General features: G+C 69.4%; 23 protein-coding genes. 15 read left to right on the top strand and 8 right to left on the bottom strand.

The annotated features are described in order from the left end of the window. Positions 1 to 228 precede the first annotated feature (228 nt). From ACFWIW_RS35495 to ACFWIW_RS35485, 3 genes are all read left to right on the top strand, one after another. Entirely contained in the window at positions 229 to 2,004 is a 1,776-nt protein-coding gene (locus tag ACFWIW_RS35495; RefSeq protein ID WP_378372466.1) for a 3-hydroxyacyl-CoA dehydrogenase family protein, read from the top strand. Between the two features lie 72 nt (positions 2,005 to 2,076). Next, positions 2,077 to 2,436: a hypothetical protein gene (locus ACFWIW_RS35490; protein WP_378372465.1), complete on the top strand. Its 360-nt coding sequence runs from the start codon at positions 2,077 to 2,079 to the stop codon at positions 2,434 to 2,436. A gap of 10 nt (positions 2,437 to 2,446) precedes the next feature. Then, positions 2,447 to 3,280, top strand: coding sequence for a hypothetical protein (locus ACFWIW_RS35485; RefSeq protein WP_378372464.1), 834 nt, complete (start codon positions 2,447 to 2,449; stop codon positions 3,278 to 3,280). On the opposite strand, the gene ACFWIW_RS35480 is transcribed toward ACFWIW_RS35485, so the two are convergent. Next, complete coding sequence (locus ACFWIW_RS35480) at positions 3,281 to 3,754, bottom strand: Lrp/AsnC family transcriptional regulator (protein WP_126732683.1); 474 nt, start codon at positions 3,752 to 3,754, stop codon at positions 3,281 to 3,283. A 59-nt stretch (positions 3,755 to 3,813) separates the two neighbouring features. On the opposite strand from ACFWIW_RS35480, the gene ACFWIW_RS35475 reads away from it, so the two are divergent. Both ACFWIW_RS35475 and ACFWIW_RS35470 read left to right on the top strand, forming a co-directional pair. After that, positions 3,814 to 4,932, top strand: a complete 1,119-nt coding sequence (locus tag ACFWIW_RS35475; RefSeq protein ID WP_378372463.1) for a trans-sulfuration enzyme family protein — start codon at positions 3,814 to 3,816, stop codon at positions 4,930 to 4,932. A 60-nt stretch (positions 4,933 to 4,992) separates the two neighbouring features. Then, on the top strand, positions 4,993 to 5,376 hold the full coding sequence (locus ACFWIW_RS35470) for a DUF6401 family natural product biosynthesis protein (protein WP_378372462.1): 384 nt from the start codon (positions 4,993 to 4,995) through the stop codon (positions 5,374 to 5,376). Between the two features lie 34 nt (positions 5,377 to 5,410). On the opposite strand, the gene ACFWIW_RS35465 is transcribed toward ACFWIW_RS35470, so the two are convergent. Together ACFWIW_RS35465 and ACFWIW_RS35460 are read right to left on the bottom strand one after the other, a co-directional pair. Then, positions 5,411 to 6,331: a hypothetical protein gene (locus tag ACFWIW_RS35465; RefSeq protein ID WP_378372461.1), complete on the bottom strand. Its 921-nt coding sequence runs from the start codon at positions 6,329 to 6,331 to the stop codon at positions 5,411 to 5,413. A gap of 98 nt (positions 6,332 to 6,429) precedes the next feature. Then, entirely contained in the window at positions 6,430 to 6,642 is a 213-nt protein-coding gene (locus ACFWIW_RS35460) for an FmdB family zinc ribbon protein (RefSeq protein ID WP_038508997.1), read from the bottom strand. A 50-nt stretch (positions 6,643 to 6,692) separates the two neighbouring features. On the opposite strand from ACFWIW_RS35460, the gene ACFWIW_RS35455 reads away from it, so the two are divergent. Further along, positions 6,693 to 7,817, top strand: coding sequence for an alkaline phosphatase family protein (locus ACFWIW_RS35455; RefSeq protein ID WP_378372460.1), 1,125 nt, complete (start codon positions 6,693 to 6,695; stop codon positions 7,815 to 7,817). Here ACFWIW_RS35455 and ACFWIW_RS35450 read toward each other — a convergent pair. Both ACFWIW_RS35450 and ACFWIW_RS35445 read right to left on the bottom strand, forming a co-directional pair. After that, positions 7,814 to 8,938, bottom strand: a complete 1,125-nt coding sequence (locus ACFWIW_RS35450) for a serine hydrolase domain-containing protein (RefSeq protein WP_378372459.1) — start codon at positions 8,936 to 8,938, stop codon at positions 7,814 to 7,816. The genes ACFWIW_RS35455 and ACFWIW_RS35450 overlap by 4 nt on opposite strands. Before the next feature lie 58 nt (positions 8,939 to 8,996). Then, on the bottom strand, positions 8,997 to 9,560 hold the full coding sequence (locus tag ACFWIW_RS35445) for a class I SAM-dependent methyltransferase (RefSeq protein ID WP_378372468.1): 564 nt from the start codon (positions 9,558 to 9,560) through the stop codon (positions 8,997 to 8,999). 51 nt (positions 9,561 to 9,611) lie between these two features. On the opposite strand from ACFWIW_RS35445, the gene ACFWIW_RS35440 reads away from it, so the two are divergent. Further along, entirely contained in the window at positions 9,612 to 10,364 is a 753-nt protein-coding gene (locus ACFWIW_RS35440) for an AraC family transcriptional regulator (protein ID WP_378372458.1), read from the top strand. A gap of 376 nt (positions 10,365 to 10,740) precedes the next feature. Then, positions 10,741 to 11,028, top strand: coding sequence for a hypothetical protein (locus ACFWIW_RS35435; RefSeq protein WP_126732689.1), 288 nt, complete (start codon positions 10,741 to 10,743; stop codon positions 11,026 to 11,028). 1 nt (position 11,029) lies between these two features. Here ACFWIW_RS35435 and ACFWIW_RS35430 read toward each other — a convergent pair whose 3' ends face one another. Beyond that, positions 11,030 to 11,530, bottom strand: coding sequence for a GNAT family N-acetyltransferase (locus ACFWIW_RS35430; RefSeq protein WP_378372457.1), 501 nt, complete (start codon positions 11,528 to 11,530; stop codon positions 11,030 to 11,032). A 40-nt stretch (positions 11,531 to 11,570) separates the two neighbouring features. Between ACFWIW_RS35430 and ACFWIW_RS35425 the strand changes: the two genes are divergently transcribed. Together ACFWIW_RS35425 and ACFWIW_RS35420 are read left to right on the top strand one after the other, a co-directional pair. After that, positions 11,571 to 12,308: an alpha/beta fold hydrolase gene (locus tag ACFWIW_RS35425; RefSeq protein WP_378372456.1), complete on the top strand. Its 738-nt coding sequence runs from the start codon at positions 11,571 to 11,573 to the stop codon at positions 12,306 to 12,308. 112 nt (positions 12,309 to 12,420) lie between these two features. Further along, positions 12,421 to 13,629, top strand: a complete 1,209-nt coding sequence (locus ACFWIW_RS35420; protein ID WP_378372455.1) for a glycosyltransferase — start codon at positions 12,421 to 12,423, stop codon at positions 13,627 to 13,629. A 348-nt stretch (positions 13,630 to 13,977) separates the two neighbouring features. Here the strand turns inward: ACFWIW_RS35420 and ACFWIW_RS35415 are convergent, their stop codons facing one another. Continuing rightward, the gene (locus tag ACFWIW_RS35415) at positions 13,978 to 14,817 is read right to left on the bottom strand and encodes a phosphotransferase (protein ID WP_378372454.1); all 840 of its coding nucleotides are present in this window, start codon (positions 14,815 to 14,817) and stop codon (positions 13,978 to 13,980) included. 135 nt (positions 14,818 to 14,952) lie between these two features. Between ACFWIW_RS35415 and ctaD the strand changes: the two genes are divergently transcribed. The 5 genes from ctaD to ACFWIW_RS35390 all read left to right on the top strand — a co-directional run bounded on the left by ctaD (position 14,953) and on the right by ACFWIW_RS35390 (position 20,989). Then, positions 14,953 to 16,731, top strand: a complete 1,779-nt coding sequence (ctaD, locus tag ACFWIW_RS35410) for a cytochrome c oxidase subunit I (RefSeq protein ID WP_038509006.1) — start codon at positions 14,953 to 14,955, stop codon at positions 16,729 to 16,731. Positions 16,732 to 16,819: 88 nt separating this feature from the next. Continuing rightward, positions 16,820 to 18,049, top strand: coding sequence for a phosphoserine phosphatase SerB (gene serB, locus ACFWIW_RS35405; protein WP_063277123.1), 1,230 nt, complete (start codon positions 16,820 to 16,822; stop codon positions 18,047 to 18,049). Next, positions 18,046 to 18,804: a peptidyl-tRNA hydrolase gene (locus ACFWIW_RS35400; RefSeq protein WP_378372453.1), complete on the top strand. Its 759-nt coding sequence runs from the start codon at positions 18,046 to 18,048 to the stop codon at positions 18,802 to 18,804. Before serB ends, ACFWIW_RS35400 begins: the two co-directional genes overlap by 4 nt. Positions 18,805 to 18,821: 17 nt before the next feature. Beyond that, positions 18,822 to 20,573 carry a serine/threonine-protein kinase gene (locus ACFWIW_RS35395; protein ID WP_378372452.1) on the top strand — a complete coding sequence of 584 codons (1,752 nt, stop codon included), beginning with the start codon at positions 18,822 to 18,824 and terminating at the stop codon, positions 20,571 to 20,573. Between the two features lie 11 nt (positions 20,574 to 20,584). Next, complete coding sequence (locus ACFWIW_RS35390) at positions 20,585 to 20,989, top strand: OsmC family protein (protein WP_378372451.1); 405 nt, start codon at positions 20,585 to 20,587, stop codon at positions 20,987 to 20,989. Positions 20,990 to 21,037: 48 nt separating this feature from the next. On the opposite strand, the gene ACFWIW_RS35385 is transcribed toward ACFWIW_RS35390, so the two are convergent. After that, on the bottom strand, positions 21,038 to 21,391 hold the full coding sequence (locus tag ACFWIW_RS35385) for a hypothetical protein (RefSeq protein ID WP_240600170.1): 354 nt from the start codon (positions 21,389 to 21,391) through the stop codon (positions 21,038 to 21,040). Positions 21,392 to 21,439 lie beyond the last annotated feature (48 nt).

Raw genomic sequence — 21,439 nt, 5'->3', positions numbered from 1 at the left:
GTCCCTCAAGGAGGCCTTCACGGACTTGAAGATCCTCATCGGCCCCTGGAACGGCCGGGTGGTAGCAAAGGTCCCCTGATCCGGCCATCGGTGCCGGAGGGAAAGTGTCCTTCGGCTCTCTTACGCGAGTGACACTTACTCGATTCGGAGGGTGACAGCCGCTGCTTTCCGCGCCCCGGCATGGCACGATCGGAGAAACTACCAGCGAGTAACCTCCGGAGGCCGGTTGTGGCGCGGGAAATCTCGAGTGTGGGAGTCATCGGTCTCGGCACCATGGGTGCCGGGATCGCCGAGGTGCTCGCGCGGAGCGGCGTATCGGTCGTCGCGGTGGAGATCGACGACGACGGCGTCCACCGCGGCCGGGGTCATCTGGAGCATTCGACCGAACGGGCGGTGTCCGGCGGCAAGCTCGACGCCGACGGCCGGAGCGCGCTCCTGGACCGGATCCGGTACACCACGTCGCTGGCGGAATTGTCCGATGTGGACCTGGTGATCGAGGCGATCCCGGAGAACCTCGAAGCGAAATCCGACGTGTTCGCGCAGCTGGACAAGATCACCGGCCCGGACACGATCTTCGTCTCGAACACCTCCTCGCTGTCGATCACCGAGATCGGCGTGCACACCGCCCGGCCGGGCAAGGTCGTCGGGATGCACTTCTTCAACCCAGCGCCGATCCTCAAGCTGGTCGAGGTCGTCCGCACCGTCGTCACCGAACCGGACGTGGTCACCGACGTGGTCGCGTTCGCCGAACGGCTCGGCAAGACCCCGGTGGTGATCGGCGACCGCGCCGGGTTCATCGCCAACGCCCTGCTCTTCGGGTATCTCAACCACGCCGTGCGGATGTACGAGCAGCGCTACGCCACCCGCGAGGACCTCGACGCGGCGATGCGGTTCGGCTGCGGATATCCCATGGGGCCCTTGGCTTTGCTCGATCTCATCGGGCTGGACACCGCGTACGAGATCCTCGACACGATGTACCACCAGTCGCGCAACCGGCTGCACGCGCCGGCGCCGCTGCTCAAGCAGATGATCACCGCCGGGCTGCTCGGCCGGAAGACGGGCCGGGGTTTCTACGCCTACGACGAGCCCGATTCGCCGACGGTGACCGATGCGGTCACAGTGTCCAATTCGGACACCGCGACGGCGCGCGAGGTGCGCAAGGTCGGCGTCGTCGGGACCGGGACCATGGCGACGGGCATCGTCGAGGTGTTCGCGAAACGCGGTTACGAGGTCATCCTGCGGGCCCGGAGCGCGGAAAAGGCCGCGGCGTCGGTCGCGCGGGTGAAGAAGTCTCTGGACAAGGCCGTCGTCAAGGGCAGGCTGTCCGAGGAGGACGCCGCCGCCGCGCTCGGCCGGATCTCGCCGGCGGTGGAGTTCGAGGAACTGGCCGACGTCGACCTCGTCGTCGAGGCGGTGGCCGAAGACCTGGCCGTCAAGCAGGCTGTCTTCGCCGCGCTCGACGACGTCGTGAAGCCGGGCGCGGTCCTGGCGACGACCACCTCGTCGCTGCCGGTCATCGAATGCGCGGCCGCCACCTCGCGGCCTTCCGACGTGGTCGGCGTGCACTTCTTCAACCCGGCGCCGGTGATGAAACTCGTCGAGGTCGTCTCCACCATCGCGACCGCTCCCGACGTGATCGCGACCGTCGACGCCGTCTGCGCGGCCGTGGGCAAGCACCCCGTGCACTGCGGTGACCGGGCCGGGTTCATCGTCAACGCGCTGCTGTTCCCGTACCTGAACGACGCGGTGAAGATGCTCGAAGCGCACTACGCGGAGGCCGACGACATCGACACCGCGATGAAGGTGGGCTGCGGGCTGCCGATGGGGCCGTTCGAACTGCTCGACGTCGTCGGGCTGGACGTTTCGCTGGCGATCCAGCGGACGCTGTACAACGAGTTCCGCGAAGAGGGCTTCGCGCCCGCCCCGCTGCTGGAGCACCTGGTGACCGCCGGACGACTGGGCCGGAAGACCGGAAAGGGTTTCAAGGACTACTCGGCGCGGTAGGCGTTGCCGCTCGTGAGTGCTAAGGACGGTTAGAACCGTCCTTAGCACTCACGAGGCGGTAACTTGGGTGCCATGCCGGTTTCCTCGGGGGTCAGGAAACGGATCAAGGAGCTCCTCGATCCGGACGACGAGATCCACTACGTGTTCCCGGCGGACGTCTTCGGCAGCACCAACCCCGGAGTGTTCTTCGCGGTGACCCGCAAGACGATCACGATCATGACCACGGGGTACCTGAGCCGGAAGATGCCGAAACGCGTCGTCTCCACGACGTCGCGGAATCATCGGATCGGGCCGGTCGACACCTCGACCGTCCCGTGGTTCAAGTTCAACGGCGTCGACTACGAGATCGACGACGAGTACATCGCCGTCGTGCACGCTGCCGACGCCGAGATCATGCGGGCAAAACCTGAAGATCCGCTGCCGGACCTCTAAGCTCCCGGGAGTGCGTCAGCTCACCTACGACGGGGTGCCCATCCCCGGTCTGAACGACCTGGTCCGGACGGCCATCCGGCTGCACCCCGCGCCGGGACTGCCTCGTCCGGACGAAAGCCACTTCGGCGGCCCGCTGCTCTGGCCGTCGGACGAACCGTGGCCGGAGTGCCCGGTGACCTGGCCGCCGGACCCCGACGCGTCCGACGACGCGTGGCCGGGCGGGCATCCGCTCGACGAGCCGGTGCCGGCGATGGTCGGCGCGGCGCAGTTCTTCCGCGACGACTTCCCGGAGTTGCCGTTCCCGGAGGGCACCGACGTCCTGCAGATCCTGTTCTGCCCGCTGGAGCACGACAACCCGTACCTCCGCGGCCCCGCGGTCCGGCTGGTGTGGCGCGACTCCGGCGAGGTGGGGGACATCGCGGACCCGCCGCCAGCCCCCGAAGACGCCGAAGCCGCCTACCTGCCGGAACCCTGCGTCTTCGAGCCGTGCTCGATCGACGAGCTGCCCCGTCTCTGCGACTTCCCGCCGGAGACCCGCACCGCGCTCGGCATCCCCGAAGGCGCGAACGACGACCCGGACGGCTGGCCAGAGCTGGACCACTACGCGAAGATCGGCGGCTGGACGGCCTGGCACGCGGCCGATCGCGTCGACCTGGGCTGCCGGGAGTGCGGTGCCGAGCTGAGACAGACGATCGCGCTGGCCACGGAGGAACACGAGGTCGGCTGCGGCTGCGGGGTCGACGACGACGAACCGGCGGGCTGGGCGTTCGGGGACCGAGGCGTGTTGAACGTCTTCACCTGCCCCGCCGACCCGCGGCATCCGTTCAAGGTCCGCATCGCCTGATCAGCCGGGTGGTAGCAAAGGTCCCCCGCTCCAGTGCTGGAAGACCAGGTTCGTGTGCACCCGGGCGACCTCGTCGCGGGCGGTCAGTTCGTCGAGGACGAGGCGTTGCAGCTCGGTCGCCGAAGCGGTGGCGACATGCGCGAGGAAGTCGTCCGGGCCGGTCAGGTGGTAGACGGCGCGGACCTCGGGCAGCGCCAGCAGATGCTCGACGAACGAATCGACCAGTGCTCGCCGGTGCGGGCGGACCTGGACGAACAGGAGCGCTTCGAGCGGGCGGCCGAGTTTGGCCGCGTCCACTTCGGCGCGCTGACCGGTGATCACCCCGAGCTCGCGCAGCCGGTTCACGCGGTCGAGACAGGTCGAGGGCGCGACACCCACCTCGGCCGCCAGATCCTTGTTCGAGATCCGGGCGTCGTTCTGCAAGAGCCGCAGAATACGAAGATCAACCGTGCTCAGTTCGACGGAATCTGACATCGGCGAATGATATCCGAGGATATTGCGGCCGCTCCGGAGAAAATCGCACCATCTGGGGTATGACCGCAACGCTGCGCACCCGAGCCGTCCACGCCGGCCGTGACGATCTCACGGACCTCGGCGTCCACGCCGCTCCGCTCGACCTGTCCACGACCTACCCGTCGCGGGACAGCGTCGAGGAGGCGGGCCGCATCGACGAATTCGCCGCCACGGGCTCGCTGTCCGGGCTCCCGGTCTACGGGCGGCTGAGCAACCCGACCGTCGAGCGTTTCGAGAAGGCGCTGGCCGAACTCGAAGGGTTCGAAGACGCCGTCGCGTTCGCCACCGGCATGGCCGCGGTATCGGCCTCGCTGCTCGCCGCGGTGGCGCAGGGCAAGCGGCATATCGTCGCCGTCCGGCCGGTCTACGGCTGCACCGATCACATGCTCACGTCCGGGCTGCTCGGCACCGAGGTGACCTGGGCCGATCCGGAAAGCGTCGCCTCGGAGCTGCGCCCAGACACCGGGCTGGTACTGCTCGAAACGCCCGCCAACCCGACCCTGCGCGAGGTCGACATCGCCGAGATCGTGCGTGCCGCGGGCGAGGTCCCGGTGCTGGTCGACAACACCTTCGCGACTCCCGTGCTCCAGCGGCCGGGACGGCATGGTGCCCGGTTCGCCCTGCACAGCGCGACCAAGTTCCTCGGCGGACACGGCGACGTCATGGGCGGCATCGTCGCTTGCAACGCCGAAGACGCGGGGATGTTGCGGCAGATCCGCTTCGCCACCGGAGGCGTGCTGCACCCGCTTGCCGGGTACATGCTGCTTCGCGGCCTCTCGACCCTTCCGCTGCGCGTCAACGCCGCGTCCGCGACGGCCGCCGAACTCGTCGAGCGGCTTCGCGGTCACGCGAACGTGAGCGCCGTGCACTACCCGGCCGTCGGTGGTCCGCTGATCGCGTTCGAGGTCGACGGCGACCCGCACGCGCTCATCGGCGCGGTCCGGCTGATCACCCCGGCCGTCAGCCTCGGCAGCGTGGATTCGCTCATCCAGCATCCCGCCTCGATCAGCCACCGGATCGTCGCCGAGGACGACCGGCGCGGCGCGGGGGTCACCGACCGGCTCATCCGCATGTCGGTGGGGCTGGAGGACGTCGAGGACCTGTGGCACGACCTGGATCAGGCACTCAAAGCTTGCTGAGTTCTGCGATCGTCATCACCGGGATGTCGACAAATCGTCCGGCCTGGCTAACCTGGTCGGGTGAAAGATCTGGTCTCGTCCTGGGTGGAATCTTCGGCGCGTAGCACGCTTTCCCGGCTGCACCAGCAGATCGGCGTGGCCGGGCTCGCCGCGGCGGCGGCCGTGCCCGGGCTGTCGGCCGTCTTCGATCAGCACTCGGCCGCGGTGCGCGACATCCTCGCGGTCGGGGTCGAAGGCTCGGCGGCGGTGGCCGGCGTCGTCCTGCTCGCCGGCTACACGCGCGGGCTGCTCGACGAGGCGAAGGCCAAGGGCTGGACGCTCCGGGCTCCGGCCGATCTGACCGCGTGGACCACCAGCGACTGGTTGACCGCGCGGCTGGTCGGCGTGTGTTCGCTGGCCGCCACGATGGACGACCGGCGTCCCCAGCCGACCGGGAACGGGTAGGGCGGCCGGACGCCCCACCCGCTCCCGTTGCAGGTCAGCGGTACTCCGGCGGAGGGGGCATGTTTCCACCGGGGGGCCGCTGGCCGGGATCCTGGTGCTGCGGCACCTGACCCTGGCTGGGCGGGAACTGCTGGTGCTGCGTCGGCGCGTTCGGGTTCACGGCGTGGTGCCCGGCGGACACCGGCTGGTGGACCGCCGTCCGCTCCGTCGGCACCTCACCCGAGCGGCCGGCGTCCTCGCGGCCGCGCTGATAGGCCTCGGCCTGCGCCTTCGCGGCGGGGATCTCCGCCTCGGCCCGGCCGAGCCAGGTCTCCCAGCGCTGCTGCATCGGCTTGATGAGACCACCGCCGACACCGACGACGGCGATACCGCCGACCGTGGCGAGCACGGTGATCAGCACCGGCATCGTGACCGCGGTGGCCACGCCGATCTGGTTCAGCGCGGCGATCGCGCCGAGGCCCCAGATGAACACCGAGGCGATGGTGGCGAGCACCTTGCCGTAGGAGACACCGCCGAGGGCGTTGCCGATCAGATCCTTGACCGCCTTGGCGACCGCACCGGCGATCACCACGATCACGATCGCGACGATGGCGCGCGGCAGCCACGCGACGATGTCGTTGAGCAGCGCGCTCACCGGGTTCGGGCCGAACACGCCGAACGCGAACTGCAGAGCGATCAGCAGGATCGCGTAGTAGACGATCTTGCTGATGATGCCCGAGGCGTCGAACTGGCTGCGCGCGAGCATCTGTTTGAAGCCCCCGCGTTCGAGCAGCCGGTTGAACCCGACCTTCTCGAGCACCATGCTCACGGCCTTCGAGAGCGCCTTGGCGATCAGCCAGCCGATGAACAGGATGACCAGGAACGCGAGCAGTTTCGGGACGAAGGTGGCGACCGAACTCCAGGCGCTCGACACGCCTTGACCGAAGTCGACGGCCGCCAGTGCTGATGTGGCCACTGGACTTTCTCCCTTCCCACCACTGGAGCTTCCAGACTGGTGGGGAGGGAGTACCCGCCATTCGGGCGATCACACGTTGCGCCACCCGAACGGGTGGGTCAACTACAGCAGCCTCCACCGCAACAACCACCTCCACCTGCGGGAACAGGGGCGGGGCCGGAAGCCGATCCGGTCAGCGCGACGGTCGTCAGCAGCTTGACGGTGTCCTGATGGCCCTCCGGGCACGGGGCGGGCGCACCGGACTCGCTCATCGGCCGCAGCAGTTCGAAGGTTCCGGCGCATTCGCGGCAGCGGTAGGCGTAGGTCGGCATTCCGCCATTATCCCATCTCCTTCCGGCCGCCGGGATGGCAAGCTGGCCGGGTGGAACTGCCTGTCGCGGCGCATGTGCCGCACCTCGGCCAAGTCGTCCCGTCCGTGCTTTCCGTCCTCGGCGCCGGGGAGTTCGCCAATTCGCTGAGCCTGGCGGAGGCGTCCAGCGCCTGTGTCCTGCTCATCGACGGGCTCGGCTGGGAGCTGCTGGCCGAGCACGCCGCCGACGCGCCCGTCCTCACCCAGCTGGCGAAGTCGCCGCTGCGGGTCGGTTTCCCGGCGACGACGGCGGCCGGTCTCGGCGCGATCGGCACGGGGCTGGCGTCGGGGGAGCACGGCCTGGTCGGGTACAGCTTCGAGGTGCCGGGCACCGGCGTCCTGAACGCGCTGCGCTGGAGCAGCCACGTGGACGGCGGCGATCTCCGCGGGGCGTTGCCGCCGCGCGAGGTGCAGCCGCTGCCGACGACGTTCGAACGCGCGGCGGCCGCCGGGATCACGACCAGCGTGGTGTCTTCGGCGAAGTTCGCCGACACCGCGCTCACCCGGGCGACGCAGTCCGGCGCGCGCTATGTGGGTGTCCACGCGCTCGGCGACCTGGCCGCCTGCGTCCTGCACTGCCTCGAAGCGCGGCCCGCGTTCTGCTGGGGTTATCACAGCGAGCTCGACATGCTGGGCCATATCTACGGACCGGGTTCGGCGCCGTGGCGGATGCAGCTGCGGCAGGTCGACAGGCTGGTGGAGTCCATTGTGGACGGATTACCCGCCGGATCGCTGCTGGCGGTGGTGGCCGACCACGGGATGGTGACCGTCGAGGGCGCGCTCGACATCGACGAGACACCCGCGCTGCTCGGCGGCGTCCGGGCCATCGGGGGCGAGGTCCGGGCGCGGCACGTCTACAGCGAAACGGGCGCGGAGGCCGACGTCCTGGCGGCCTGGCGCGAGGTGATCGGCGACCGGGCGTGGATCCTCCCGCGCGACGAGGCCGTCGAGGCGGGCTGGTTCGGGCCGGTCGCCGATCGGGTCCGCCCGCGTATCGGTGACGTGGTCGTGGCGGCGAAGGGGCGTTTCGGGCTCGTGCGGGAACTGGCGGAGGCCGTCGAGTCCTCGTTGGTCGGCCAGCACGGCTCGCTCACGCCGGCCGAACAACTCGTCCCGCTGGTCCTCGCGCGCGGCTAGCCGCAGAACTCGGCGAACATCGCGCGCAACACGGCCGAACGCGCGGTTTCGGAGGACAGGTTCGTGGTGACGCCGACCGTGATCTGCCTGGCGCCGTCGGAAGTCCGCATGCTCCAGGTGTTGTAGCCCGGCACCGAACCGTTGAAGCCCCAAGCCTCCGGCGCGGCGCAGCCCTGCGGGAGCCGGAGCCGCATGACGCCCAGGCCCGAGTCCACTCCGGGAACGCCGCTGGGCACGGTCTTGCGCATCTCGGCGAGCTGCGCCGCGGGGAAGAGCTTGCCGGTGAACAGGGCGCCATAGAACCGGTTCAGATCGTCGGCGGTGGAGATCAGGTTCCCGGAACCCCAGAACCGCGACATCTCGTAGTCGGTGACGTCGGTCAGCGGCGCGTCGGGGCCGTACAGTCGTTCGTAACCGCGGGCGGCCGCGTGGTGGACGTAGGGGTAACGGTAGGGGAGCGAGCTGTCCCGCATCCCCGCCTTGTCGAGAACCCGTCGCTGCAGCACGGAATTCAGCTCCTCGCCGGTGACCTTTTCGACGAGTTTCCCGAGCACGGCGTAATTGGTGTTGGAGTACACCATGCCCTGGCCGGGCGGGAAGGCCAGCGGCTTGCCCTCGGTGCCCTGCCGGATGGTCTCGTCCGGTGATTGGTGCCGCCAGCGGGTCGTGTCGATCTCCGGGAGGCTGTTCCACCGGTCGGTCGCCGGGATCCCGCTGGTGTGCTGCAGCAGGTGGCGCACGGTGATCGGCTCGGTGTACGGCAGCAGCCCGGGAAGGCGGTCCTGGACGCGGTCGTCGAGGCCGACCTCGCCCTCACCGGCCAGTTGCAGGACGGCGGTGGCGACCACGCTCTTGGTGATGCTGCCCGCCCGGAACCGGCCGCGGGGGTCCGGCGCGCCGCCCGTCGTGACGTCGCCGACGCCGCTCCGGCCGTACCAGCCGCCGTCCTGGTCGAGCACCGCGGCGTACGCGCCCGGCGCACCGGCGGCGACGGCGTCGTCCAGCGCCTTTTGCAGGCCATCCCTGGAAGGGGCGGCGATGGCCGGACCGGCGGCGAGCGTTCCGGAGAACAAGGCGGTGCCGGCGAGGATCGCCGTCATACCGCGAAACAGACGATTCATGCGCCTGACGCTAGGAGGCGCCTGGCGCCAGGACAGCCCCTATGAACCCCTTAGCCGGTCAGACGGGCTTCCGGGCCGAGAACTTCACGCTCCGCTTCGGCACGTGATCGACCTTGATGTCGGTGAACCCGGCGTCGGTGAGCCGTGGCCAGAGCGAGACCGGGTCGAGCGTGTTCATCGTGTCGCCGATATGCAGGAGCCGGAACGGCAGGCTCTCCAGGCTGTCGATCGCGCGCAGGACACCGCCGGGGCGGAGCACACGGAACGCTTCGGTGAAGATCGAGTCCTGCAACGCCGTGGTCGGCACGTGGTGAAGCATCGTGAAGCAGACGACCGCCGAGAACTCGCCGTCCTCGAAGGGCATCGCCGCTCCGTCGCCCTGGACGATCCGCACCCGGCCGTCGAATTCCCGCTTGAGGAGGTCCGCCGAGGCCTCGTCGATCTCGACGGCGGTGAGCCGGGGGACGAGCCCGGCCAACGCGCGAGTGGTCGCACCGAAGCCGGGTCCGATCTCCAGGACGGAGTCGCCGAGGTCGAAGCCGGCGACGTTGCCCGGCATCTCGGCGGCGACGGCCTTCGCCCACAGCGCGGAACTGCAGAGTTTGCGGTGCACCAGGTTCATCGGCATGAATCCGAAGCTAACGGTGACCGGTAGGCGATAGGCTGCCAACCGATGTCGAATATCGGACTCCTGCCGCCGATGTCCACGGCGATGGTGCTCGGCGAGATGGACCTGCCCGCCGGCACCTGGCTCCCCTGGCACGAACACGACGGCCACCAGCTCGCCTGGGCGGCGCGGGGGATCCTGAGCGTGAACGTCGGCGAGCGGCACTGGGTGCTGCCGCCGACGCGGGCGCTCTGGATCCCGGCCGGGGTCGTCCACCGGACCGGCGCCACCGCGCAGACCGTGCTGCGGGGGATCTACGCCGCCCGGGACCGATGTCCGGTGCGCTGGCCCGAACCGACCCTCGTCGCCGTCCGCCCGCTGCTGCGGGAACTGCTGGAGCACCTCGGCGCGGCCGACCTCGGCGACGACGCGCGCCGCCGGGCGGAGGCCGTCGCCTTCGACCTGCTCGAACCGGTGGACGTCGTGCCGATCACCGTGCCGATGCCGTCCGACGGCCGTGCGCTGGCCGTCGCGCGGGCGGTGATCGCCGATCCTTCGGACCGCCGCGGCCTCGCGGATTTCGCGCATCACGCGGGCGCGAGCGAACGCACGCTCGCGCGGCTGTTCCTCACCGAATGCCGCACGACGTTCGGCGCGTGGCGGGTTCAGGCCCGCCTGCGCGCGTCGCTGCCCTTGCTGGCCGAGGGTATGCCGCTGACCGCGGTCTCCCGCCGGATCGGCTACTCCTCGCCGAGCGCCTTCGTCGCCGCCTTCCGCCGCGCGGTCGGGGTGACGCCGGGCGCCTACTTCGGCGGCTGACCTCGCGTGTTCCGCCTTCAGTCACGCGAGTTCCGTCTTCAAGCACGCGAGTTCCGCCTCTGATCACGCGAGTTCCGGCTCTGATCACGCGAGTTCCGGCTTCCATCACGGATGTTCCGGTTCCGCCGCGCGTGATCGGGCGGACGTCACGCGTGATCGGGCGGACGACACGCGTGATCCGATGGACGACACCCGTGATCAGGCGGACGACACACCCGTGGCCCGAGTCCGCCGCGTGCCGTCCTCCGGCATCGTCGTGCTTGGAGGCGGAACTCGCGTGCTTGAAGACGTAACTCGCGTGCTTGGAGGCGGAACTGACGTGACACCGGCCGCTTACCTCGCCGGACGGCCGGGACCGCCGTATACCGTTTCGGGCGTGCCACGACGTAACCGGCCCGAACGCGGTGGACGCCCCGACCTCGGCGCGTCGACCGGCTGGGCGCGCTCCGAATCCGCCGCCGACGGCGACTGGCTGGTGCGCACCGTGCCCGGCGCGCAGGCCACCAAGGACTACCGCTGTCCCGGTTGCGACCACGAGATCCGCCAGGGGACGCCGCATGTGGTCGCCTGGCCCGCCGACGACACCGGCGGGGTCGCCGACCGCCGCCATTGGCACAAGGCGTGCTGGGGCGCGCGATCCAGGCGCCGCCCTGGCCGCTGGTGACTCAGCGCCGCATGTGCAGCGAGGGCGCTCCCTCGAACTCCTCCTCCGTGTGGACCTTGAAGCCGAGCCGCTCGGCGACCCGGATCGACGGTTCGTTGGACACCATGATGTTGGCGATCACGGGGACGTCAGGGATCTCCCGCTCGGCCCAATCGACGACCGCGGCCGCCATCTCCGTCGCGTAGCCCTTGCCCCAGGCAAACGGCCAGAAGCGGTACGCGAGGTTCAGCACGCGCTCGCCGTTCCATTCGTGATGCCGGACGCCGCCGAACCCGACGATCACCTCGGGATCGTCCGAAGCGGACACCGTGAGATAGCCGAATCCGTGCTCGGCCCACTGCTTCATCCAGGCGTCGTACAGCTCCCGCGCACCCTCGACGGTGTGCGGCACGCCGTTGAACTTGTTCGTCTCCGGATCGGCCTGCAGCGCGACGATGTTCTCGCGGTCCGCCTCGCGCAGCCTCCGCAGCAGCAGCCTCTCCGTCTTGATCTCCGTCAGCATGGTTCTGACGGTAGCGCGAGGGTGCGACAGAATTATCGCCATGAACGATCTCCCGCTGGTCCTGCTGCACGCCTTCCCCGTCGACGCCCGGATGTGGGACGCGGTCCGCGCGCCGCTCTCGGAACGCCTGCGGCTGATCACCCCCGACCAGCGTGGTCTCGGCCGCAGCCCGCTGCCGGAAACGGACCGGGAGCCGGATCTGGACGACGCCGCCCGCGACGTGGTCGCGCTGCTCGACCGGCTCGGGCTCGACAAGGTCGTCCTCGGCGGCTGTTCGATGGGCGGCTACCTGACGATGGCGGTGCTGCGCCTCGCGCCGGAACGCGTGGGCGGGCTCGTGTTCATCGACACGAAGGCGACCGCCGACACCCCCGAGGCCGCGCAGGCCCGGCACGACGTCGCGGCCCGGGTGGAAGCGGAAGGCGCAGGCTGGATGCCCGAAGCCGTCACACCCGGATTGCTCACCGAGAAGACGCGCCCGGAAGTGGCCGAACGGCTTCGCGAGCTGATCACGACTCAGCCGCCGTCCGGCATCGCGTGGGCGGCGCGCGCGATGGCCGCCCGGCCCGATTCGCTCGAAACGCTGCGCTCGGCGGACGTGCCGGCGCTGGTCGTGGTCGGCGAGGAAGACGGCCTGACCCCGTTGGAAGCGGCGAACACCCTGGTGGAAACGCTGCCGGACGCGACATTGGTGGTGCTGCCGGAGGCGGGACATCTGACGCCGCTGGAGGATCCGGCCGGAGTCGTCGAAGCGATCTTGGGCTGGTATCCCGCGTAAGAGAGCGTTCCCCTCGCCCCTTTAAAGGTATAGCGGACCCCAGGGCTTGCGGCAAGCCCCCATTCCCGGTGCACAATTCGTGCCTTCACGTTTTTGCCGAAGGGGGATTCCCATGCGTGTACTCCTGTCCACTATCGGGACGAGGGGTGAGGTACAGCCGCTGGTGGCACTGGCGGTGCGATTGCGGGAACTCGGCCAGGAAGTCCGGCTTTGCGCGCCGCCGGATTTCCGTGAATGGGCCGAAGGACTCGGGATCTCCTTCGCGCCGTTGGGGCCGGAACTGCGGTCGACCGCGAAGCCGGATTCCGCGATGACCAAGGCGATGGCCACACCGGAAGGACGGCGCGCGATGGCAGAGGCCATGGTGGTGAACCAGTTCGAGACGATGCCGGACGTGGCGGAGGGCTGCGACGCCGTCGTCGCGGGAATGGCACTGAACATCGCCGCCCATTCGGTGGCCGAGCGAAAAGGGATTCCGTATTTCTTCACCGCCTACTGCCCGATAACGCTGCCTTCGCTGCACCATCGTCCGCCCGTTTTCCCGGGATGGGCGCCGAAAGATCCCGATGCCGCGATACCGGTCTTGTGGGCGGACGACGCGGAACGGTGGAACGGGCAATGGGGCGGTGTGCTGAACGTGCAGCGGGAAAAGCTCGGACTCCCGCCGGTGGACGACGTCCGCGGGCATATCTTCACCGAGCGTCCGTGGCTGGCGGCCGACCCGGTGCTGGCGCCGTGGCGGGGCCCGTCGGCGCTGGACGTCCACCAGACCGGTGCCTGGCTCCTGCCGGACCACAGCCCGTTGTCGCCGGAATTGGAGGCGTTCCTCGACGACGGGGAACCGCCGGTCTACTTCGGCTTCGGGAGCATCCGCGCCCCGGAGGAGATCGCGAAGGCGATGATCGAGGCGGCGAGGGCGCACGGACGGCGGGCGATCGTGTTCCGCGGCTGGACCGAGCTGGCGCTGATCGACGACGAACCCGACTGCATCGCGATCGGGGACGTCAATCAGCAGGCGCTGTTCCCTCGGGTCGCGGCGGTCGTGCATCACGGCGGCGCCGGTACGACCACGGCGGCGACCCGGGCCGGGGTGCCGCAGGTGCTGGTGCCGCAGATGTTCGACCAGCCGTATTTCGCGCAGCGTGTCCGAGAGCTCGGGGTAGGGACGTCGATCTCGGGGGAGCCCTCGGCCGAAGCGCTGACGCTCGCTCTGGGCGAGGTGCTTCGTCCCGAAGTCGCCTCGCGGGCCGGGCAGATCGGCGGCGAGGTGCGGACGGACGGCGTCGATGTGGCGGCCCAGCTCCTGATTTCCAGCGTTTAGTCCTCTGAATGCGGTGAATGTCGAGGGTCGCGCGGGTCTCGGGGGTTGATGGAGCCGGAAGCTCGGCGTGCGAGGTGCCGACGATGTAGGAATCGGGACGTTGAGTGTCCCAATTCCTACATCGTCGAGGGGGTTGATCAAGGTCATGCCGAGTGGGGAAGATTCCGGACACTGAAACGTCCTCGATCCTCCCCAATCGCCGACATCGGCTTCGCCGCGGCAGCAGCGCGGGGCAGCTCACGAGACTCCTTGTACGGGCTGGCCGTTTCGCGTGACTGGTTGGACGGCACGTGTGATCCGACGGACGACACGCGTGTCTGGTTGGACGACACGGCCGCATCCAGAGGACTAAACGCGGGAGGAGAGGTAGCGCTCGAGGGCGGCTTCCGCCTCGCCGAGCCGCTCCGGGAACCGCCGCGCGATCACGAACCGCCACGGGACCTCGAACAACCGCCGCAGCGCGATGAACGGCTCCAGTGACGAAGGCGTCAAGCCGGCCGGGTACGCGTCCAGAGTCGCGCGCCCGGCCTCCGCGTAGAGCACGCCGAGGTCCCAGCCGAGCGGCCCGCGCCAGGTGTCCTCGAAGTCGAGCCAGCACGGCCCGGCCGCCGTCGCGACGACGTTCCCCCGATGGGCGTCTCCGTGCAGCGGCCGGGCTTCGCCGTCCGGGAGCGCCGCCGCGACCCGTTCGAGTTCGTCGTACAGCCGGGGCGCCGCACCGCCCATGGCGGCGCCGTGCCGGTCGAGCAGCGTCCGGAGTTCGCGGACGGGCCCGAGTTCGGGCAGTTCACCGGGATAGTCCGCGAGCGCGTCGTGCACCCGGGCGAGCGAAAGCGCCACCTCGCTCGGCGACAGCGTGTGCCCCGGCTCGTGCGGCGTGTAGTGCCAGAGAGTGACCGGGAGTCCGTCCGCGAAATGCGGTCCTGCCGGGGGATCCGTGGTCGGTGAGACGACGAGCACATCACGTTCCGTGAGGTACCTCGACAGCTCGACGTCGCGCACGAGCCACTCCTCGGGCGAGGACCTGGCGAGCCGTGTCGTGCCGGGCACCCGCGCCACCACGGAACCCAGTCTCACCAGCACATTCGACTTGAAATGCAGGACATCGGGACTGCCGGTCCGCAGGCCGAACCGGTCACCGACGGCGACCGCCGCCGCCACTCCCGCCCGCGTGTGTTCGTCGGTCACGGCCCGATCTTGCCAGCCGGTGCGCGCGACTGTCGGTAGTGAGGGCTACGATCCCCACTAGCCGCCGGATTGGGTCCCGAACCCGCCCGGCGACCGCAAATTGACCACCACAAGGTTTGAGTGTTGGAGGCAGGAGTGACGGCCGTAGCCCCCAAGCCGATCGCCACGCGCCCGTATCCCGCGCGCGAGTCGGTTAAGGGTTCGTACCTGCTGCGGTTGTTCCGCACGACGGACCACAAGCAAATCGGCATCATGTACCTGGTCACGTCGTTCGCCTTCTTCATGGTGGGCGGCGCGATGGCGATGCTGATCCGCTCCGAGCTGGCGCGTCCCGGGCAGCAGTTCCTTTCGCAGGAGCAGTACAACCAGCTGTTCACCATGCACGGCACGATCATGCTGCTGCTGTACGCGACGCCGATCCTCTTCGGCTTCGCGAACTTCATCCTGCCGCTGCAGATCGGCTCGCCCGACGTCGCGTTCCCGCGGCTGAACGCGTTCTCGTACTGGCTGTACCTGTTCGGCGGCCTGATCGTGATGTCCGGCTTCCTGACCCCGGGTGGCGCCGCCGACTTCGGCTGGTTCGCCTACACCCCGCTGTCGGACGCCATCCACTCGCCCGGCGTCGGCGCCGACCTGTGGATCTCCGGTCTGGTCGTGTCCGGTCTCGGCACCATCCTCGGTGGCGTCAACATGATCACCACGGTGATCTGCCTGCGCGCCCCCGGTATGACGATGTACCGGATGCCGATCTTCACCTGGAACATCCTGGTCACCAGCATCCTGATCCTGCTGGCGTTCCCGATCCTGACCGCCGCCCTGATGGGCCTGCTGGCGGACCGGCATCTCGGGGCGCACGTGTTCGACCCCGCGAACGGCGGCGTGATCCTCTGGCAGCACCTGTTCTGGTTCTTCGGCCATCCAGAGGTCTACATCGTCGCGCTACCGTTCTTCGGGATCGTGTCGGAGATCTTCCCGGTCTTCAGCCGCAAGCCGATCTTCGGCTACAAGGGCCTGGTCTGGGCGACGCTGGCGATCGCCGCGCTGTCGGTGGCCGTGTGGGCGCACCACATGTACGCGACCGGCGCCGTGCTGCTGCCGTTCTTCTCCTTCATGACCTTCCTGATCGCGGTCCCGACCGGCGTGAAGTTCTTCAACTGGATCGGCACGATGTGGAAGGGCCAGCTGTCCTTCGAGACGCCGATGATCTTCTCGATGGGCTTCATCGTCACGTTCCTCTTCGGCGGTCTGACCGGCATCATGCTGGCCGCGCCGGCGATCGACTTCCACGTGTCCGACAGCTACTTCGTCGTCGCGCACTTCCACTACGTGCTCTACGGCACGATCGTGTTCGCCACGTTCGCCGGGATCTACTTCTGGTTCCCGAAGATCACCGGCCGCATGATGGACGAGAAGCTCGGCAAGTGGCACTTCTGGACCACGTTCATCGGCTTCCACGCCACGTTCCTGGTGCAGCACTGGCTCGGCGCCGAAGGCATGCCGCGCCGGTACGCGGACTACCTGCAGTCCGACGGGTTCACGACGCTGAACACGATCTCCACGATCGGCGCGTACATCCTCGGTGCCTCGACGCTGCCGTTCATCTGGAACGTCTTCAAGAGCTACCGGTACGGCGAGATCGTCACGGTGGACGACCCGTGGGGCTACGGCAACTCGCTCGAATGGGCGACGTCCTGCCCGCCGCCGCGGCACAACTTCACCGAGCTGCCGCGGATCCGGTCCGAGCGTCCGGCGTTCGAGCTGCACTATCCGCACATGATGGAGCGCATCCACAAGGAGGGTGAGATCGGCTTCTTCGGGAAGCAGAAGGTCAACACCCACCGGGCGCCGTCCCAGGTGCTCACCGAGGCGGCCATGCCGGGTGACCACTCCGAGGACAACTCCAGCGAGAAGTGACCCGATAAGCGGAATCGGCGCGTGCCTTGCCTCACACAGGGGCAAGGCACGCGCCTTTTTCGTCGTCGGCTGAGGGAGACTGAGCCCCGTGACGCAGACACCAGTTCTCATCACCACCACCGGACCCGACAAGCCGGGTGTGTCCTCGGTGCTGTTCGCCGTGCTGTCGCGCCACGACGTCGATGTCCTCGACGTCGAGCAGGTCGTCATCCGCGGCCAGCTGGTGCTCGGCGTGCTCGCCGGGGTCTACCGCGACCCCGAGGGCCTGCAGGAGTACGTCGAGCAGGCGATGGCGTCGGTCGGGATGCAGGTCGAGGTGAAGATCGGCTCGGCCATCGGTGCCGACCCGTTCGCCATCGGCCAGAAGGATTCGACGCATGTCCTGCTGATGCTCGGCCGTCCGGTGACCGCGCGGGCCTTCTCCGACGTCGCGCGCCGTCTCGCCGCGCTGGACGTCAACATCGACTCGATCCGCAGCGTCGCCGACTACCCGGTGACCGGGCTGGAGCTGTACGCCTCGCTCGCCCAGGACACCCCGGAGGCCGACGCCGCGCTGCGCACCGCGCTCGCGGACGCCGCCGTCGAGGCCGGGATCGACATCTCGGTCGAGCGGGCCGGGCTCGCCCGCCGCGCCAAACGCCTGGTGGTCTTCGACGTCGATTCCACGCTCATCCAGGGCGAGGTCATCGAGATGCTCGGCGCGCACGCCGGGGTCGAACCGCAGGTCCGCGAGATCACCGAGGCCGCGATGCGCGGCGAGCTGAACTTCGGCGAATCGTTGGAGCGCCGCGTCGCGCTGCTGGAAGGGCTGCCGGAAACGGTGCTGGACGAGGTCGCCGCGTCCATCGAGCTCACCCCGGGCGCGCGCACGACCATCCGCACGCTGAAGCGGATGGGCTTCCGCTGCGGGGTCGTCTCCGGCGGGTTCACCAAGATCATCAAATCCCTCGTGGACGATCTCGGCCTCGACTTCGCCGCCGCGAACGAGCTCGAAGTGGTCGACGGCAAGCTAACCGGCCGGGTGGTCGGGGACATCGTCGACCGGGCGGGCAAGGCGACGGCGCTGCGCCGCTTCGCCGAGGAGTACGAGATCTCGCTGGAGCAGTGCGTCGCGGTCGGTGACGGGGCGAACGACATCGACATGCTGTCGGTCGCCGGGATGGGTGTCGCCTTCAACGCCAAACCCGCGTTGCGCGAGGTCGCAGACACCGCGCTTTCGCACCCGTACCTCGACGCCGTGCTGTTCCTGCTCGGCGTCACCAGGGCCGAGATCGAGGCGGCCGACGCGGCCGACGGTCTCGAGCTTTCCCGGCCATGAGCGTGCTGGAGCCGCTGGCCGCGCGCTACGCGTACTGGCTCGGCCTTCCCGCGGAGAGCACGGTGGACACCTCGGACGAGGATCCCGCCGAAGTCCGCGCCATGCCGGTGATCCTGCGGATGGAGCGGGCCGAACCGCCGTCCCGCACCGCGTTGCTGGAGGCCGCCGCGGCGGCTGCGGTCGCGGTCTGTCTCGACGAACGCGCCCAGCCGGACGGCGAATGGCACGAGCCGCTCAAAGCGTGGGTCGACGGCCGGATCCGCAAGGTCGCCCGGCGGGCGCGCGGGGCGCATTGGCAGGCGGTCCAGGAGCTGCCGGGGATCACGATCGAAGTCGACGGCGCCGAGGCGCGGGCGTTGCTGCCCGGCCGAGTCGTCGAGACGCCGAAGGAGGTCTCGCGGCTGCAGATCTCCGGGAGCGAACTGCCCGCCGACGAGCCGGGGCCCGCGCCGGACGGCGTCCCGCGGTTGCTGCTGAACCCCGAGGTCTCGATGACCGTCGGCAAGGGCGCCGCCCAGGTCGGGCACGCGACGATGATCCTGGCCTCGTTGCTGGGCGAAACCGAGCTGGCCGCGTGGGCCCGGACCGGGTTCCGGTGTTCGGTGCGGACTCCGCCGGTCGCGACCTGGAAGGCACTGTGCCCGGTCGAGGATCCCGAAGGCTCGTGGCGCCGTGACGGGGTCGTCGCGGTCCGGGATGCCGGGTTCACCGAAGTGGATCCCGGAACCGTCACGGTCATAGCCCAAAGGGCTTAGCCTCATATACTCCCCGCATGGGTGACCGGCTGATCGCCGGGCGCTATCGCTTGGAGGAGCGGATCGGCGCCGGGGGTATGGGTGTGGTCTGGCGTGCCACCGATCTGGACCTCGGGCGGGTCGTCGCGCTCAAGCGTTCGCAGGCCGGGGACAGCGGTCAGATCCGCCGCGAGGCGCGGATCGGCGCGGGCCTGCATCATCCGAACGTGGTCACCGTCTTCGACGCCGTGATCGACGGTGACGATCGCTGGCTCGTGATGGAGTACCTGCCCTCGCGCAGCCTCGCCGACGTCATCGACTCCGACGGGCCACTGCCACCCGGCAAGGTGGCCAAGATCGGCGTCCAGCTCGCCGCGGCGCTCGCGGCGATGCACGAGAAGGGCATGGTCCACCGCGACCTCAAACCGGGCAACGTCCTGGTGGCCGAAGACGGCACCGCCAAACTCACCGACCTGGGCATCGCGCAGTGGGCGGAGGTGACCCGCACCGGCGGCGGTCTCGACGTCGGCACTCCCGGCTACGTCGCGCCGGAGATGGCCGAAGGGCAGCAGGCGGGCGCCGCGGCGGACGTGTTCTCGCTCGGCGCGACCCTGTTCGCCGCCGTCGAAGGCACCTCGGTGTGGGGAGACGCGAGCGTGGGGCCGTTCGTCCAGCTCCGGCGGGCGACGTCGTACAACCTGGAGCCGATCCGCCGGGCGGGACGGCTGGCGCCCGCGCTGACGGAACTGCTGCGGCGCAAACCCGCCGGCAGGCCGAGCGCCGTCCGCGCCGCCGAACTGCTGTCCGAAGTCGTGGACGTCGGTGGTCCCGTCCGGATGCGGCGATTCCGCTTGCCCAGGCGCGTGGTCGTGATCGCTGCCGTCGCGGCGGTGCTGATGCTGACCGGTGGCCTGCTCTACGCCACACGGGAACCGGCGTCGATCGCGGCAGGCCCCACCCCGATGGACTCGGTCGGGGATCCGCGCACCGCCGACCCCTGCGCGCTGGTGGACCCGTCCGTGCTGAAGCACCTCGGGACCCCGCGGCTCGACACCGCGAGCGGCAACTTCAACGCCTGCGGTGTCCTGCTGAGGCTGACCCCGGACGAAGAGGACGTCGTCGACGTCCGGCTCGAATTGACCATCCCGGGCTCGCCGATGCTGGAGAAGCCCCTGCCCGGGCAGCTGCGGGTGCGTGAGTGGCCGAGTGACACCGAAGAGAAATGCCAGCGGGCCATCGAGCTGCCGGACGGCAACCAGATCTGGGTGCATTCCCGGCATGTCCAGAATTGGCACGCGCACCTGTGCGACTTCGTCGACGCGGTCGGCGCGCACGCCGCCGCGGTGCTGAACCGCGGACCGCTCGAACGTCGTCCCGCCCCTTTCCCCGCGGGTTCGCTCGGGACCCTCGATGCCTGCGCGCTCGGCGGTGAGCTGCCCCAGGCGATCGTCGGCGGGCCGGCGAAACCGGATCCGGTGTTCGGCAACTGGGAGTGCTACTGGAACCACCGCGAGACGGCGGTGACGATCCGGTTCGAGCGGGAGCAGGCGCCGCTCGAAGACGACGGCAGGCGCGTCGCTCTCGGATCGCGGGAAGCCTTCGTCGAAGTCTCGGCCGAGTGGAAGGCTTGCCAGGCGGAGATCCCGCACCGGACGTTCACCGGCGACGGTCGTGCCATGATCGAAACGGTGGAGATCTACGTCGCGAACAAGGTCAAGCGGCCGGAGGAGATGTGCCCGGCCGCGGAACGGCTCGCCGTCGAGATCGCTCCCCGGCTGCCGCCACTGTGAAAGGGAAAACCGTGTCTTTGGAAGTCCAGCGCGACGGCGAGCATCGCTTCGTCGGCCGCAACGAACGCGGTGCCGAGGTCGTGATCGGCCGCAAGGGCGCCGAGGGCGCCTTCTCGCCCGCCGAACTGCTGCAGATCGCGGCGGCGGGCTGTTCGGCCGTCACCGCCGAGAACCTCATCACGCGCCGGATCGGCGAGGACTCGAAGTTCCGGGTCGGCGTGACCGCGGACAGGCGCGAAGACGCTTCGGAGCTCGACGCGGTCCACGTGGCTTTCGACGTCGACGTGTCCTCGCTGCCCGCCGCGGATCGAGAGGCGCTCGCGGCGGCAGTGGATCGCGCCATCGAGCGGCTGTGCACGGTGAGCCGGACGCTGAAGAAGGGCATCCCGGTCACGGAGAGCTTCCCGACCTCGTGAGTGGTAAGGACGGTTAGAACCGTCCTTACCACTCACGAGGTGCCGGGCTCAGTGTTTGGCGGGGTGGCCTTCGGCGCTCCAGACCACGTACGCCTCGTCGGCGTCGGTGGTCATGGCCTCGATGAACTTCTCGTTGTCGAAGCCGGGCAGCGTCTGCAGCCGCTCGATCAGCGCGTCGGCGGCAGGATCGCCGCTGGGGATCGCGGTGCCCTTCCCGTCGGCGCCGGCGAGCATGAAGAAGACGTCTTCCTTCCACGGGCCTTCAGGGATCACTCTGACCACCACCGCGGACAGCTCGGACCACGTGACGGCTTCCTCGCTGCCGTCCGCGAGCTGGCGCCGCACTCCGGTGTCATCGACGCTGACGGTCCGGGATTGTGCGTTGGGCGACTCCTGGGACAACCGGTTCTCCCTGTCTTCGGCGTTCCGTTAACGGTACTCGGCCGTGTT

The organism is Amycolatopsis sp. NPDC058340 (assembly GCF_042723975.1).
In the GTDB taxonomy this organism is placed as follows: Bacteria; Actinomycetota; Actinomycetes; order Mycobacteriales; family Pseudonocardiaceae; genus Amycolatopsis.
Note: the sequence above shows the minus strand (reverse complement) of the source record. Positions and strands in the feature narration are given on the sequence as shown.

What these genes read in the sequence shown, in the direction of transcription:
- ACFWIW_RS35490 (WP_378372465.1), top strand. Translation starts at nt 2,077, where the DNA reads ATGCCGGTTTCCTCGGGGGTCAGGAAACGGATCAAGGAGCTCCTCGAT.
- ACFWIW_RS35480 (WP_126732683.1), bottom strand. Translation starts at nt 3,754, where the DNA reads ATGTCAGATTCCGTCGAACTGAGCACGGTTGATCTTCGTATTCTGCGG.
- ACFWIW_RS35475 (WP_378372463.1), top strand. Translation starts at nt 3,814, where the DNA reads ATGACCGCAACGCTGCGCACCCGAGCCGTCCACGCCGGCCGTGACGAT.
- ACFWIW_RS35460 (WP_038508997.1), bottom strand. Translation starts at nt 6,642, where the DNA reads ATGCCGACCTACGCCTACCGCTGCCGCGAATGCGCCGGAACCTTCGAA.
- ACFWIW_RS35450 (WP_378372459.1), bottom strand. Translation starts at nt 8,938, where the DNA reads ATGAATCGTCTGTTTCGCGGTATGACGGCGATCCTCGCCGGCACCGCC.
- ACFWIW_RS35445 (WP_378372468.1), bottom strand. Translation starts at nt 9,560, where the DNA reads ATGAACCTGGTGCACCGCAAACTCTGCAGTTCCGCGCTGTGGGCGAAG.
- ACFWIW_RS35440 (WP_378372458.1), top strand. Translation starts at nt 9,612, where the DNA reads ATGTCGAATATCGGACTCCTGCCGCCGATGTCCACGGCGATGGTGCTC.
- ACFWIW_RS35430 (WP_378372457.1), bottom strand. Translation starts at nt 11,530, where the DNA reads ATGCTGACGGAGATCAAGACGGAGAGGCTGCTGCTGCGGAGGCTGCGC.
- ACFWIW_RS35425 (WP_378372456.1), top strand. Translation starts at nt 11,571, where the DNA reads ATGAACGATCTCCCGCTGGTCCTGCTGCACGCCTTCCCCGTCGACGCC.
- ACFWIW_RS35420 (WP_378372455.1), top strand. Translation starts at nt 12,421, where the DNA reads ATGCGTGTACTCCTGTCCACTATCGGGACGAGGGGTGAGGTACAGCCG.
- ACFWIW_RS35400 (WP_378372453.1), top strand. Translation starts at nt 18,046, where the DNA reads ATGAGCGTGCTGGAGCCGCTGGCCGCGCGCTACGCGTACTGGCTCGGC.
- ACFWIW_RS35395 (WP_378372452.1), top strand. Translation starts at nt 18,822, where the DNA reads ATGGGTGACCGGCTGATCGCCGGGCGCTATCGCTTGGAGGAGCGGATC.